The organism is Halomicrobium katesii DSM 19301 (genome assembly GCF_000379085.1).
Classification (GTDB): Archaea; Halobacteriota; Halobacteria; order Halobacteriales; family Haloarculaceae; genus Halomicrobium; species Halomicrobium katesii.
Map to the genome: position 1 here is coordinate 581601 of NZ_KB905378.1, position 12622 is coordinate 594222.

The following is a 12622-nucleotide window of genomic DNA, read 5'->3' on the forward strand; positions in this document are numbered from 1 at the left end:
GTATGCGTCGCCGCCCCCTCCTTCGAACACTCGGCAGCGGTCTCGCGCTCGGGAGCGCCGGCCTCGCGAGCGGGCACCCGACTGCCACCAGCGACGGGACGCCGCCCGCCGAGACGCCGGACAGCCAGCCCCTCGGGACGGTCTCGATCGAGAACGTCCGCGAGATGGTCCTGAATCTCGACGGGACGGTCGCCTACGTCGCCACCGTCGACGGCTTCGCGGTCGTCGACGTGAGCGATCCGACCGAGATGCGGGTGCTGGCTCGCGAGCGGCTCCTGGCCGACCACGCCGACGGGCCGCTGTCTGGGATCTGGGACCTGCACTGTGACGGCGACCGACTGCTCGTGGCCGGCCCGGCAAACGGTGGGCGCGACTCGGTCCGTGGCTTTGGCTACGTCGACGTGTCCGATCCCGCCGATCCCGAACTCCTCGCCGAACACGAGGTCGACTTCTACACCCACAACTGCGTGCTCGCGGACGGCGTCGGCTACTTCACCGGCGGCGGTCTGGACGGCTCGCCCCTGGTCGTCGCCGATCCCGAGAGTGGCACGGAACTGGCCCGCTGGAGCGTCGTCGACGTCGACGACCGCTGGGCCGAGCTGCCCTTCGGCATGGTGAACCTCCACGACGTGTGGGTCCACGACGACCGCGCGTATCTGGCCTACTGGGACGCCGGCACCTGGTGTCTCGACGTGTCCGACCCCGGCGAGCCGACGCTCGTTTCGCGGGTGCGCGGTCGACCACTCGACGATCTCCTCGACGTTACCAACAGGCGACGCGAGCGCACGGAGCCGCCGGGCAACGACCACTTCGTCACCGTCAACGAGACCGGCGATCTGCTGGGGATCGGGACCGAATCGTGGGCGGCGGCCTCGGGCTCGACCGGCCCGGGCGGGATCGCCTTCTACGACGTGACCGACCCCGCCGAACCGACGCGACTCGGGGCGATCGACCCGCCGCCGACGCCCGATCCCACCCGCGGCGGCGTCTGGACGACCGCCCACAACTTCGAGCTCGTCGACGGGCGCTGTTACGCCGCCTGGTACCAGGGCGGGGTCACCGTCCACGACGTGACCGACGCGACGGATCCCGTCGAGCGGTTCCACTGGCGCGACGCCGGCCGCGGGAAGTTCTGGACCGCACAGCTTGCCGCGCCGGGCGAGTTCTTCCTGGGAGCCAGCATCGGCGCGTTCGGTGTCAACACCGCCGCCGACTCGCCCCTGGAGTCGGCGCTGTTCGCGTTTCCGGACCAGCGGCCGGCCGACGGCGCGCCGACGACCGACGGCACCCGGTCGGGACGGGCGTCGACGCCCACCAGCGAGACGGGAGCCGGCGCTGGTGTCGGCGCGGGTCTGCTCGGACTGCTCGGTGCCGGCGCGTGGTGTCGACGGCGTTCGGAGTGATCACTCAAGGCCGTGTTTGACGGCCTTCGCGACGCTGCGGGCCTTCTCGGCCAGCCCCTCTGAGACGTGGCCCGCCTCGACTGCCGCGTCGAGTTCGTCGTCGTCGACCCGCTCGACGCGGCCGTCCGCGTGCTTGACCACGTCTACGTGGAGGTCGACGTAGCGGACCGCGTCGGGGAACACCTCGACGGGGGTACAGACGTTGACGTAGGTACCGCGCTTGGTCCCGTCCGCGCCCTCGTAGACCGTCGGATACCACCAGCGGCCCTCTTTGACTTTCGTCGTCGCCACGTCGCCGGCCTGACGGTCGACGCCGAGCGCGTCGTAGGTGCCTCCCGGCGACATCTCCCGTTCGACGGCCACCGTGCCGTCGGGCTCGACGGACTGGACCGCCGCGTCGCCCAGCGTGTACATCCGACCGTCGGGCTTGCCGTGGTCGAGGCAGACCGTGTCGCCGGCCGCGGGGCCGAACTGGCTCGCGACCGCAGTGAAGGGAACGTCCTGCTCGCCGGTCCGGAAGCCGTCGGCGACTGCCTCGGCCAGATCGACGCCGGCCGAGGCGCTCCGCGAGCCCGCCTTGATCCGGTGGTGGCCCGGCATCGTCGCTGTCACGGCCTCCCGCTGGTCGTCCAGCGCGAAGCGACTCTCGCGGCCGAACCAGACCCACGCCGTCGACTCGGGGGCCGCGTAGCGGTCCGGCGGGTCGTCACCCGGCGCGTCGGCGAGGGCGTCGTCCAGCGCCGCCGCGCGGTCGTTGGCCCGTTCGAGCGCATCGCCCAGTGCGTCGAGACTGGCGTCGTCGCTGTGGCGGTGCCAGGAGCTCCCCCAGCCGTCGATCGGGTCGGCCGGGAGGATGTCGGCGAGTTCCGGGCCGGTGTGCTCGATCGTCTCGCCGCGGACGAGCGTCACCAGCGAGCCGTGGGCCCGGATCGTCGTGTCCAGTGTCGGCCGGTCGTCGCTCCAGGGCGGGCTCGGTTCGTCGACCTGGACGCGGAGCCGATCGCCGTCCTCGATCCGCCGGTCGGTCGCGCCGTAGGGCAGGTACCCCTCGCCGTCTCCCAGGTCGACGATCGCGCCACCACCGAGCGTCTCGGTCACTGCACCGTCGTAGACTGCGCCACGGGGAGTCGGATCTGGCCAGACGAAGGCATCTCGCCCGACTGCCCCGAGTTCTTCGCAGACCGCCTCGACGGCGTCGGGCTCGCCGGTCACGCGAACGCCCTGCCGGTCGTCGGTCGTCTCGACTGTCACCGTCGCCGGCTCGTGAGTGAACTCGGCGTCGAACCGGTCGACGATCGGCGGCGAGGGCTGGACGACGCCGGGTTCGTCCCGGAACAACTCGGTCAGCGCGGTCGTGTAGATCCCCCTGATCCGGACGGTCATAGCGCGTCGTCGTCGTGAGCGAAGCGCACGCGGCCGTCGACGGTGGGACCGAGCGTCAGTTCGACCACGTCCTCGCCCAGGACGCGCCCGCCCTCGACCGGCACGCCCCACGAGTCAAAGCGGAGGTAGCCCCGGATGTCGTCGGCGTGGGTGAAGAGGTCCAGATAGTCGACGGCGTGTTCCTGTACGTCGCTGGCGCTGTGTGCCAGCTCCATGTCGGAGTAGACGGTTTCGCGATCGGCGAAAAAGCCCTCTAGCGTCGCGGCGGCCTCGTCGGTGGCCGCGACGACGGCCTCCGAGGCGGCGGCGATCTCGTCGGTCGAGAGGCCGGCCTCGGCCAGTGCCTGCTGCTCGCGCTGGCTGAAGTGCATGGACGGCCGTTGCGACGGAGCGATGAAAAGCCCGCCGTTACACCGCGCCCAGCATGAACAGCGCGTTGAGCATGAGGATCAACACGCCAAAGAGGACGCCGAATGCCACGACCGACCGGGGATCCATTCGGATCGTGTTGCTGTCTTCCGCGTCGAAGTACCGAACGAGTCCGGCACTGGACATCAGTCCGCCGCTGTCGCTGCTGCTCATACAGAGGCGTCGTCGGTCCCGCCGAGTAAGCCTTTCCCTTTCGTCCCCCGCCACGGGCAGGATCCGTCGTGGTGACAATCCTTATTTGGGCCCACCGGCTACCTCCAACGAGTACCGATGACAGTCACGCTCAAGGACTTCTACGCAGACTGGTGTGGTCCGTGCAAGACGCAGGATCCGATCCTCGAAGAACTGGAAGCCGACTGGGGCGACGTGAGCTTCGAGAAGATCAACGTGGACGAAGAGCAGGACGTGGCCAACGAGTACCAGGTCCGCTCGCTGCCGACGCTGATCGTCGAGAACGACGACGGCATCGTCGAACGGTTCGTCGGCGTCACCCAGCGCGAAGATCTCGAAGACGCCCTCCAGCAGGCTTCGGCGTAGTCTCCCCGTTCTCACCGTTCACGTACACGACCGCGAAAACGAGTCAGTCAGAGACGGCCGCGTCGGCCTGTTCGGCACCGGAGTCGGTGATCTCGTAGAGGTTCTGTCTCGCGTCCGCGAAGTAGACGTCTTCCTCGATGACGCCGACCTCGTCGAGGCGTTCGAGCGCGTAGCGGACGGTCCGCGCCGAGAGCATCGACTCCTCGACGATCCCCTTCTGGGTGAGTGGACCGTCGTACTCCAGAACCTTGTACACGAGCTTCGCGCTCGGTGGAAGGTCCGCGATGGCCTCCCCGTCGGTTTCGGTCATCACCTGTCACGAGTGGCGCGGGCTCCATAAAGATTGAGGAGTTGCGCCGAGCAACGAACTGTGCCGCCCGTACTGCACCGTATCGCGGGCGTTCTGGGTGGGGGTTCGACTCGCGACCGCGCTCGACGCCGACCCGTGGCTGGGACTCGTGACCGTGCCATCGAGCGTGCCCGAACCGGGCGGCTTTTGGTCCCCGACGGCGGACCATGGCGTATGGCAACGGACACGGTCGAGGGCATGAGTTCGCACTTGCGCGGACTCACTGTCACGACACTGGCGGCCCTCTCTGGGTTAGCCGCCGGTGTCGCGGCCAACGAGATAGCGGCCGGCGCGGGTGATCGACTCGCGGTCGCCGTGCTGATCGCAGCGATCGTCGTTCAGTTCCCGATCTTGAGTGTACTGGGCGTCGACATCGACGACTTCTCCGCGAAGGACTACCTGTTCGTCGGGTTCATGACGTTCTCGCTCTGGTTCGTCTCGTGGGGAATCCTCATGACAACGGCGGCACTCTAACATGGCCGACGACAGTATCGCGGTCGTCGACCTCGACCGATGTCAGCCCGACCGCTGTAACTACGAGTGTATGAACTTCTGCCCGCCCAACCGGACGGGCAAGGAGTGCATCGTCAAGCGCGGCGACGCGTACGACGAGGACGACAACTACGCCGGCAGCGACGACCAGGTGTGGATCTCAGAGGAGATCTGTCTGGGCGAGTCCTGCGGGATCTGCGTCGAGAAGTGTCCCTTCGACGCCATCGAGATTATCAACCTCCCACAGGAACTCGGCGACGAGCCGGTCCACCGCTACGGCGAGAACTCCTTCGCGCTGTACGGACTGCCAGCTCCCCAGGAGGGCCGGGTCACCGGGATCCTCGGCCCGAACGGGATCGGGAAGACGACGGCCGTCCACATCCTCGCCGACGAGATGACGCCGAACCTCGGTCGGTTCGACGAGGAGCCGGCCTGGGAGGCAGTCATCGACGAGTATCGGGGCACCGAACTGCAGGACTACCTCGAAGACCTGCGCGAGGGCGACATGACCGTCGCACGCAAGCCCCAGTACGTCGACCAGATCCCCGACCAGTTCGACGGGACGGCCAGCGAGTTGCTCGAACGAACGGACGAACGCGGTGCGCTGGACGACCTGATCGAGCGGACGGGGATCGGTCCGGTCGTCGACAACCACATCGACGACCTCTCTGGCGGAGAGCTCCAGCGGGTCGCGCTGGTCGCGACGCTCGCTCGCGACGCGGACTTCTACTTCCTCGACGAGATCACGCCGTACCTGGACATCGGACAGCGGATGACCGCCGCCCAGCTGATCCAGGAACTGGCCGAGGACGAGGACCGCTCGATGCTGGTCGTCGAGCACGATCTGGCGATCCTGGACCTGCTGGCCGACGCGCTGCACGTCGCCTACGGTGAGCCCGGCGCGTACGGTATCATCACCAGCCCGAAATCGACGAAAAACGGCATCAACGAGTACCTCTCTGGCTATCTCGACAACGAGAACATGCGCTTTCGCCAGCAGGAGATCGAGTTCGAGGAACACGCCCCGCGCTCGGTCTCGACGGGCGACGTGGTCGCCGAGTACCCCGACCTCACGAAGTCCTACGGCGACGGCGAGTTCTCGCTGGACGTCGAGGCCGGCCAGATCCGCGAGAGCGAGGTGCTGGGCGTCGTCGGCCCGAACGGGATCGGGAAGTCGACGTTCGCGAAGCTGCTGGCCGGGCGGCTCGAACCCGACGCGGGAACCGTCGACGCCGACCTCGACATCGCGTACAAGCCCCAGTACATCGAGATCGACCAGCCGATGCGGGTCGACGCCTTCCTCTCCTCGATCACGGACGACTTCGGCTCGTCGTACTGGAACACCGAGATCGCCCAGCCCCTCCAGCTCGACGCGGTGATGGAACAGCAACTCACCGATCTCTCTGGCGGTGAGCGCCAGCGGGTCGCCATCGCGGCGTGTCTCTCGGAGGACGCCGACCTCTACCTGCTGGACGAGCCCTCGGCCCACCTCGACGTGGAACAGCGGGTGATGGCGACGAGCGCCATCCGACGGTACGCGGAGAACCACGACGCGACGGCGATGGTCATCGACCACGACATCTACATGATCGATCTCCTCTCGGATCGACTGCTGGTCTTCGACGGCGAGCCGGCAAAGCAGGGCCACGCCAGCCCGCCCGTCGAGATGCGCGAGGGGATGAACCAGTTCCTCTCGAACCTCGACGTGACCTTCCGCCGGGACGAACGAACCTCCCGGCCCCGGATCAACAAACCGGGATCGCAGCTGGACCGCCAGCAGAAACGCGACGGCGAGTACTACTACGCGCCGTAGGAGATCCCGAACGCAGTGAGGGATCTCCGAACAACCGAACGGGGAGCGTAGCGACACGCGAGGTAGGGTGATCGCGACCAGCGGGAGCGATCACCTCGTGAGCGAACGGGTCCGGAGAGCGGTCACTACGACACGGGATCGGGTTCTCCGACCTCTGCTCCGTCGACGGCGTCGTCGAGCCCGTCCTCGATGTCGACGCCGCCGCCGTCGTCCGGGAGTTCGCGGTCGCTGCGCTTGGCCGCCCGGTCCTGTGACTCGGTCACGGCGTCGTCACCGGTGACCGACACGAAGATGTCTCCGAGTTCGTCGATGCGGGCGGACTCCTGTGTCTTGCTCATACATCGTGCCATAAGTTAACACACACAATAACGGCGATACCTAACTGAGTTGGTAGCATCGCATCTCGTCGTTTTCAGCGGCTGTTCGGAGACGAGGGTCAGCGACGAGACCGCACCGCAGAGAGCGACTACGTCACCTGTGTCGCACAGGAGCCACACAGCGACTGCTCTTTGACGTCGACCTCGCGGACCGTGGGGGAGAACTTCATCACGCAGCGTTCGTTGTCACAGTGTTCCAGGCCCAGCGTGTGGCCGATCTCGTGGACGACCTCCTTCCGGACCCGGTCGCCGAAGATGTCGCTCGCCGACCGATTCGAGAAGCCGCCGTCAGAGGAGGTCTGGAGCCGGTGTGTCGAGATGACGCTCCCGCTGCCGCTGAGGTAGGCCAGGCCGAAGACGTAGTTGCGCCGCCGGTAGTACAGGTCCTGTGGCGTGATCGCGATGTTCTTCTCGCCGCTCCCGGTCCGCTGGGCGAGATCGATGAACTCCTCGGCCCGGTACTGGTCCCGGTCGGCGTCGTACGCACCGGTGGGGATCGGCTGGGGTTCGTGCATCGAGACCTCGCAGTCGTAGACGGTCCGCAGTCCCTTGGAGGCCTCGCGCTTGACCCGTGCCGAGACGTCTCCCACCGGCACGACGTCAACGTGCATGCGAAGCCATATGTGCCGATGTGACATAAACATCCCGCCATGAACGACCCACGCAGCGCTCTCGTCGATCGATTTGTCGACTTCGAGCGCGTCGTCGAGGTCGGCGTCGGCCGACGGCCCGACGTGGCACGACGACTCGCTCGGCGGGGCGTCGACGTGACCGTCACGGACGTGGTTCGGCGGGACGTGCCGCGGGCGCTCGCCTTCGTCCTGGACGACGTGACCGATCCAGCACCCAGCGTCTACGCCGACGCCGAGGCCGTCTACGCGCTGAACTGCCCGCCCGAACTGCACCGTCCGCTGCGCGCCGTCGCCCGCGAGCACGGCGCAGTCTGCTATTTCACGACGCTGGGCGGCGACCAGCCCGCCGTCGCGGTCGACCGCGAGCAACTGCCCGGCGGCGAGACGCTGTACCGCGTCCGCGAGGACGGTCCGAAAGGCAAATGAAATAGTCGCCCACCGCGTTCCGGGCGGTATGCACGTGGATGCGGTCGTCCTGGACATCGACGGCGTGCTCGTCGACGTGGCCGACTCCTACCGACGGGCCATCGTCGAGTCCATCGAGCGGCTGTACGGCGAGACGATCGACCGGTCGGCGATCCAGTCGTTCAAGGACGCTGGCGGGTTCAACAACGACTGGGAGCTGACTCACGCCGGGGCGCTGTACGTGCTCGCGAGCCGCGAGGGACTCGACCAGACGGTCGAGGCGTTCACCGACGGGATCGCCCAGCGGGGCGGTGGCCGGGACGCCGCCGAGGCGATCGTCCGGGAGGCGCTGACGCCGAACGCCCGCGAGGACGTCTTCGACGCCTGGGACCCCGACCAGCTCCGGGACGTGTTCCAGATGCTCTATCTGGGCGCGGAGCTGTACCGCGAGATCGAGGGCCGCGAGCCCCGCATCGCCGAGCCGGGGTTCGTCAACGACGAGCCGGTCGTCGTCGATCCGGAGACGATCGCGGCCCTGCAGGCCGACTACGACGTGGGCGTCGTCACCGGCCGTCCCGCCCCGGAGGCCGACATCGCGCTGGAACGAGCCGGTCTCGACGTGGCCGACGAGCACCGCTTCACCATGGACGACTGGGAGGCCGGCAAGCCCGACCCTCACGCGCTGGTGACGCTGGCCGAGCGGTTCGACGCCGGCCGGATCGCCTTCGCCGGGGACACGCTCGACGACGTGCGAACGGCCGTCAACGCCAACGAGTCCGACAGTCGCGTGTACGACGGTATCGGCGTCCTCACCGGGGGACTCACGGGCGAGACGGGACGACAGAAGTTCAGCCGTGCCGGCGCGGCCGCCGTCGTCGAGAGCGTCGACGACCTCCCGGAGCTGCTCTCGCCGCGGTCGACGGACCGTTAGGGTCGCTCTTTTTGCCGGTTCGGGACCGATCGAACGGTATGGATCGAACGGATCTGCTGTGGTTCGTCGGCCTCACCGTGACCCTCGCAGTGTTCGGGCTCGTACTCGGTGTCCTCGTCGTCCCCCCAGACCCCGCCTCGCAGCTGTTCGTCGGCGTCCAGTGGGTCGTGCTGTCGCTCGTCCTCGCGTACCTGATCGTGCTCCGGGGCGAGCCGGGACCGCCGCTGCTTGGCGACGACTGACACTCCCGGCTGGTCTGCGTCGCGACCGGCCACTCCGGGCAGGCGAGCCTCTCCACGGCTTTTCAGCCGACACACGAGTGCCAGACATCGGCAAGTAGCGGGAGTGTGACAACACTTATTCGGTGTTCGCTCCACCCCTTCGGTATGGAAATCGCCCTACTCGGCGGCACCGGCGACATCGGCGAGGGACTGGCACTGCGGTGGGCCGCGGACTCCGCCCACGACGTGCTCGTCGGCTCGCGCGATCCGGAGCGCGCAGCAGCGAAAGCGACGGAGTACGCGACGGCACTCGACGACCGCGGCCGTGACGCGAGCGTCGAGGGGCTGGGCAACGTCGAGGCCGCCCGGCGCGCGGACGTGATCGTCACCGCCGTCCCCGCCTACCACCTCACCGACACCGTCGAGTCCATCGCCGACGAACTCTCGCCTGACGACGTGCTCGTCTCTCCCGCGGTCGGTATGAAACGCGACGAGGACGGCTTTCACTACAACCGGCCCGGCGTCGGCAGCGTCACGCAGCTGGCGGCCAACGCCGCCCCCGACGACGTCCCCGTCGTCGGCGCGTTCCACAACCTCGCGGCCGGCCGGCTCGCCGACCTCGACGCCGACCTCGACTGGGACACCGTCGTCGTCGGCGACGAGATCGACGCCAAGGACACCGTGATCGAGTTGGCCGAGTCGATCGAGGGACTGCGCGCGCTCGACGGCGGCCCGCTGGCCAACGCCGCGGAGATCGAGGGACTGACGCCGCTGTTGATCAACGTCGCCCGACACAACGACGGCCTCCACGACCTCGGCGTCCGATTCCAGTAGTCGTCGGAGCCACTGCAAGTCGACGCACGCTCGATCCGACGACGGCCGTGCGATCGGTGTGTGATACGGTTTATTGTAGTTGCTTACCGGTGATCGTCTACTCCGTGGCGACGATCACCGGTAAATCGCTACAATAATCCGTATGAGTCGCTTCGATTGTCACTGTCGCACTCGCCGGGACCATCACTCCGAGACTCGCCGGACCGCAGTCAGCCGACACGCGTCGGGCTCGGCCAGGCCGGCCCGCCCGGTGACCACCTCGGGCCGGTCACAGAGCCTCCGGAACCGCTCGCCGTCGGCCAGGGTAAAGTCGACGCCGAAGGCGAGGTAGCCAAAGCAGAGCCGCTGGCCGTCCGCGGTCTCGTCGACGCTGGCCCGCTCGACGAGCGCCGGCAGTGCCGTTCGATCGCCGGTCACACGGTCGACGGCGGCGACCCCAGCGCCGCCGAGGTCGGCGTACACCTGCGACGAATCCGTTCGCAGCAGCATCGGCTCGCTCGCCCACGTCAGCAGGTCGGTCGCGAACTCCCGTGCGAGCGCGTCGGTCTCGACGGGGACGACGGTGTCACACGCTCGGCCGAGCCGCTCGATCCCCCGGTCCGTCGCCCCGGTGACGACACCGACACAGGTCGCGTCGTCCGGACACGCCCGTCCGACTTCGGCGATCTGTCGCCGTGCGTCGGGACTGTCGACAGCTCCGGTCACGACGACGACATCGAACGCCGCGAGCACCGCCGCCGGCTCGTCCGCACCGCTATCGATGGTGAGCAGTCGGGGGTCCGGTCCCCGGTCCGGCGTCGCCGCCTCGCCCGTCCGCTCTTCGAGCCCGTCGCGGACCAGCGCACGCCCGGCACGTCCACAGCCGACGTACGCGGTTTCGATCCCGAACGTCATCTCTGTCCCGTCTCCGCCCGTCTAGGAGGGAACGACGGTGATCGTCTTGCCGCGGTCGATGGCCTGCTCTAGCTCCTCGGCGATGGCAGAGCCACGCGAGACCTGGATCTCGCCGCCCCGCGAGACCGTCGCGGTAAAGAGGTACTCGCCGTCGGCCTGCACTTCCACGGTGTCGCCCTGATGACCGTCCATCGGGATCTGGACGTGTCGGGAAGTGATCTCCGGGGTGACGATCTGGCCCGGATCGTTCGCGCCGCCGCCGGCAGTGCTCGACGCCGAGGAGCCGCTCGGCTTCTCGGCCAGCGTGCGCACGTCGATGTCGATGCCCAGGCGGTTCTCCACGTCCGTGATGCGCCCGCCGCCCTTGCCGATGACCTGCGAGATGTCGCTCTCTTCGACCCAGACGACGGCGGTGTCGGGGCTCTTCAGCTCCACTTCGACGTGGCCGTGTGCGATCGAGCGGATCTCCCGTTCGATCTCCTGTTTCGCGATGCGGTCGACGCCGGAGTCGGAGCCGGGGCCACCGCCGTCCCCGTCGTCCAGTGGCACCGTGACGACCTGGCGGTTGAACGTGTATATCTCGTACTTGGGTTCGCCGGTCTCGAAGTCCCGGATGAGGATGACCGGGCGAGCCAGATCCTCCTCCATCAGGCCGTCGGGGACCTTGACCTCCGTCGTCACGTCGTAGACGGTGTGGACCTCGCCGGCCTCGATGTAGATGACGGTGTCGACGATCTGCGGGATCAGCCCGAGTTCGACACGGCCGATCAGCCGTTGCAGGGCGTCGATGGCCCGCGTCGCGTGGACGACGCCGATCATCCCGACGCCGGCCAGTCGCATGTCGGCAAAGACCTCGAAGTCGTCGGTCTTGCGGACCTCGTCGTAGATGGTGTAGTCCGGCCGGACCATCAACAGCGAGTCGGCGGTCTTCTCCATGGAGCCGCCCAGCTCGGTGTACTGGGTGATCTCGTCGCCGACCTGGAGGTCGCGGGGCTTTTCCATCGTCTTGACGGCGTAGTCGGCGTCGACGAGGAACTCCCCGACGGCCTGGGCGAAAGTCGACTTCCCGGCACCGGGCGAGCCCGAGATGAGGACGCCCCGCTGGTGGTCGGTGAGCCGGTCGCGCAGCTCGTCGGCGTGCTCGTAGTCGTCCAGTTCCGTCTTGACGATCGGTCTGACGGCCGTGATCTCCAGGGCGTCCGAGAAGGGCGGACGCGCGATGGCGATCCGGAAGTCCCGGTACTGGATGATCGTCATGCCCGGCTCGGACAGCTCGACGAACCCCTCGGGACTGGCGTGGGCCGCCTCCTCGATGTCGGCGGCGTACCCGCGCAGTTCGGACTCGGTCGCGGGGTCGTCTCGGATCGGCTGGTAGGCCATGTCGCCGATCGACCCGCGCTTGGCGAAGGGCGCGACGCCGACCTTGAGGTGGACGCTCATCGTGGCCTCGTCGAAGAAGTTCTCGATGGTCAGGCGATCGACCGTCCGCTCGATCGGGTCGAGAAACTCCACTGGGATGCCCTTCGCGCTGGCGACCTCGGCCTGCACGTCGTCGCTCGTCACCAGCGTCGCCCCGCGGTCCTGTGCCACGTCCCGGATGAGCGCGTCGATCTCGCCCTCGCCGGCCTCGCGCTTCTCGACGGCGTCGGGCCGACGGCCGACGTACTCCACGTCGATGGTGCCGTCCTCGTCCAGCGAGACGAGGCGCTGGAGCTCTTCGAGCCCCTCCCAGCCGGTCTCTCGGCCGTCGTTGGCCTGTGCTTCGAGTTCGCCCACGACCGCTTCGGGGACGACCACGGTCGCGCCCGCAAAGCCCGTCCCCTCGACCTCGGAGTCGGGATCCGCGTCGGCTTCGATCCGCTCGGACACGCGGCCGTCGATGACCACGCTCGTGTCCGGTACAATATCCATATCCTGCCTTC

16 protein-coding genes are annotated in these 12622 nt (G+C 68.0%); 8 read left to right on the forward strand and 8 right to left on the reverse strand.

Features of this window, described 5'->3' with window-relative positions; all coding sequences use genetic code 11:
• Window positions 1-2: 2 nt before the first annotated feature.
• Window positions 3-1403, forward strand: coding sequence for an LVIVD repeat-containing protein (locus HALKA_RS0102960; protein WP_018256600.1), 1401 nt, complete (start codon window positions 3-5; stop codon window positions 1401-1403).
• Here HALKA_RS0102960 and HALKA_RS0102965 read toward each other — a convergent pair whose 3' ends face one another.
• From HALKA_RS0102965 to HALKA_RS0102975, 3 genes are read right to left on the reverse strand one after another with little or no spacing between them, the layout of a single operon-like run.
• On the reverse strand, window positions 1404-2786 hold the full coding sequence (locus HALKA_RS0102965; protein ID WP_018256601.1) for a ribonuclease FAU-1 family protein: 1383 nt from the start codon (window positions 2784-2786) through the stop codon (window positions 1404-1406). It abuts the gene before it with no gap.
• Window positions 2783-3157, reverse strand: coding sequence for a DUF7532 family protein (locus tag HALKA_RS0102970; protein ID WP_018256602.1), 375 nt, complete (start codon window positions 3155-3157; stop codon window positions 2783-2785). The genes HALKA_RS0102965 and HALKA_RS0102970 overlap by 4 nt, the downstream gene beginning before the upstream one ends.
• 37 nt (window positions 3158-3194) lie before the next feature.
• Window positions 3195-3368, reverse strand: a complete 174-nt coding sequence (locus HALKA_RS0102975; protein WP_018256603.1) for a preprotein translocase subunit Sec61beta — start codon at window positions 3366-3368, stop codon at window positions 3195-3197.
• A gap of 117 nt (window positions 3369-3485) precedes the next feature.
• Between HALKA_RS0102975 and HALKA_RS0102980 the strand changes: the two genes are divergently transcribed.
• On the forward strand, window positions 3486-3752 hold the full coding sequence (locus tag HALKA_RS0102980; protein WP_012807842.1) for a thioredoxin family protein: 267 nt from the start codon (window positions 3486-3488) through the stop codon (window positions 3750-3752).
• 43 nt (window positions 3753-3795) lie between these two features.
• Here the strand turns inward: HALKA_RS0102980 and HALKA_RS0102985 are convergent, their stop codons facing one another.
• Window positions 3796-4062 carry a MarR family winged helix-turn-helix transcriptional regulator gene (locus HALKA_RS0102985; protein ID WP_012807841.1) on the reverse strand — a complete coding sequence of 89 codons (267 nt, stop codon included), beginning with the start codon at window positions 4060-4062 and terminating at the stop codon, window positions 3796-3798.
• A 213-nt stretch (window positions 4063-4275) separates the two neighbouring features.
• On the opposite strand from HALKA_RS0102985, the gene HALKA_RS0102990 reads away from it, so the two are divergent.
• Together HALKA_RS0102990 and HALKA_RS0102995 are read left to right on the forward strand one after the other, a co-directional pair.
• Window positions 4276-4575 carry an EMC6-like membrane protein gene (locus HALKA_RS0102990; protein WP_018256604.1) on the forward strand — a complete coding sequence of 100 codons (300 nt, stop codon included), beginning with the start codon at window positions 4276-4278 and terminating at the stop codon, window positions 4573-4575.
• A 1-nt stretch (window position 4576) separates the two neighbouring features.
• Window positions 4577-6406 carry a ribosome biogenesis/translation initiation ATPase RLI gene (locus HALKA_RS0102995; RefSeq protein ID WP_018256605.1) on the forward strand — a complete coding sequence of 610 codons (1830 nt, stop codon included), beginning with the start codon at window positions 4577-4579 and terminating at the stop codon, window positions 6404-6406.
• A 125-nt stretch (window positions 6407-6531) separates the two neighbouring features.
• Here HALKA_RS0102995 and HALKA_RS0103000 read toward each other — a convergent pair whose 3' ends face one another.
• Together HALKA_RS0103000 and HALKA_RS0103005 are read right to left on the reverse strand one after the other, a co-directional pair.
• Window positions 6532-6744, reverse strand: coding sequence for a hypothetical protein (locus tag HALKA_RS0103000; RefSeq protein ID WP_018256606.1), 213 nt, complete (start codon window positions 6742-6744; stop codon window positions 6532-6534).
• A gap of 128 nt (window positions 6745-6872) precedes the next feature.
• Window positions 6873-7394 (reverse strand): archaemetzincin family Zn-dependent metalloprotease, encoded by a 522-nt coding sequence (locus HALKA_RS0103005; RefSeq protein WP_018256607.1) that lies wholly within the window; start codon window positions 7392-7394, stop codon window positions 6873-6875.
• A gap of 39 nt (window positions 7395-7433) precedes the next feature.
• Here HALKA_RS0103005 and HALKA_RS0103010 point away from each other — a divergent pair, with 39 nt between their 5' ends.
• From HALKA_RS0103010 to npdG, 4 genes are all read left to right on the forward strand, one after another.
• Complete coding sequence (locus tag HALKA_RS0103010) at window positions 7434-7841, forward strand: UPF0146 family protein (RefSeq protein WP_018256608.1); 408 nt, start codon at window positions 7434-7436, stop codon at window positions 7839-7841.
• A 28-nt stretch (window positions 7842-7869) separates the two neighbouring features.
• Window positions 7870-8751 carry a TIGR01548 family HAD-type hydrolase gene (locus HALKA_RS0103015; RefSeq protein ID WP_018256609.1) on the forward strand — a complete coding sequence of 294 codons (882 nt, stop codon included), beginning with the start codon at window positions 7870-7872 and terminating at the stop codon, window positions 8749-8751.
• Window positions 8752-8789: 38 nt separating this feature from the next.
• Window positions 8790-8993, forward strand: a complete 204-nt coding sequence (locus tag HALKA_RS0103020; RefSeq protein WP_012807834.1) for a hypothetical protein — start codon at window positions 8790-8792, stop codon at window positions 8991-8993.
• A 144-nt stretch (window positions 8994-9137) separates the two neighbouring features.
• Complete coding sequence (npdG, locus tag HALKA_RS0103025) at window positions 9138-9806, forward strand: NADPH-dependent F420 reductase (RefSeq protein ID WP_018256610.1); 669 nt, start codon at window positions 9138-9140, stop codon at window positions 9804-9806.
• Between the two features lie 183 nt (window positions 9807-9989).
• Here the strand turns inward: npdG and HALKA_RS0103030 are convergent, their stop codons facing one another.
• Complete coding sequence (locus tag HALKA_RS0103030; protein ID WP_018256611.1) at window positions 9990-10700, reverse strand: hypothetical protein; 711 nt, start codon at window positions 10698-10700, stop codon at window positions 9990-9992.
• A gap of 21 nt (window positions 10701-10721) precedes the next feature.
• Window positions 10722-12611, reverse strand: coding sequence for a PINc/VapC family ATPase (locus tag HALKA_RS0103035; RefSeq protein WP_018256612.1), 1890 nt, complete (start codon window positions 12609-12611; stop codon window positions 10722-10724).
• Window positions 12612-12622: the final 11 nt, after the last annotated feature.

Coding starts and splice junctions, on each gene's coding strand:
- HALKA_RS0102980 (WP_012807842.1), top strand. CDS start 3,486: ATGACAGTCACGCTCAAGGACTTCTACGCAGACTGGTGTGGTCCGTGC.
- HALKA_RS0102995 (WP_018256605.1), top strand. CDS start 4,577: ATGGCCGACGACAGTATCGCGGTCGTCGACCTCGACCGATGTCAGCCC.
- HALKA_RS0102985 (WP_012807841.1), bottom strand. CDS start 4,062: ATGACCGAAACCGACGGGGAGGCCATCGCGGACCTTCCACCGAGCGCG.
- HALKA_RS0103035 (WP_018256612.1), bottom strand. CDS start 12,611: ATGGATATTGTACCGGACACGAGCGTGGTCATCGACGGCCGCGTGTCC.
- HALKA_RS0102965 (WP_018256601.1), bottom strand. CDS start 2,786: ATGACCGTCCGGATCAGGGGGATCTACACGACCGCGCTGACCGAGTTG.
- HALKA_RS0103030 (WP_018256611.1), bottom strand. CDS start 10,700: ATGACGTTCGGGATCGAAACCGCGTACGTCGGCTGTGGACGTGCCGGG.
- HALKA_RS0103000 (WP_018256606.1), bottom strand. CDS start 6,744: ATGAGCAAGACACAGGAGTCCGCCCGCATCGACGAACTCGGAGACATC.
- HALKA_RS0102970 (WP_018256602.1), bottom strand. CDS start 3,157: ATGCACTTCAGCCAGCGCGAGCAGCAGGCACTGGCCGAGGCCGGCCTC.
- HALKA_RS0103015 (WP_018256609.1), top strand. CDS start 7,870: ATGCACGTGGATGCGGTCGTCCTGGACATCGACGGCGTGCTCGTCGAC.
- HALKA_RS0103005 (WP_018256607.1), bottom strand. CDS start 7,394: ATGCACGTTGACGTCGTGCCGGTGGGAGACGTCTCGGCACGGGTCAAG.
- HALKA_RS0103020 (WP_012807834.1), top strand. CDS start 8,790: ATGGATCGAACGGATCTGCTGTGGTTCGTCGGCCTCACCGTGACCCTC.
- HALKA_RS0102960 (WP_018256600.1), top strand. CDS start 3: ATGCGTCGCCGCCCCCTCCTTCGAACACTCGGCAGCGGTCTCGCGCTC.
- HALKA_RS0102990 (WP_018256604.1), top strand. CDS start 4,276: ATGGCAACGGACACGGTCGAGGGCATGAGTTCGCACTTGCGCGGACTC.
- npdG (WP_018256610.1), top strand. CDS start 9,138: ATGGAAATCGCCCTACTCGGCGGCACCGGCGACATCGGCGAGGGACTG.
- HALKA_RS0103010 (WP_018256608.1), top strand. CDS start 7,434: ATGAACGACCCACGCAGCGCTCTCGTCGATCGATTTGTCGACTTCGAG.
- HALKA_RS0102975 (WP_018256603.1), bottom strand. CDS start 3,368: ATGAGCAGCAGCGACAGCGGCGGACTGATGTCCAGTGCCGGACTCGTT.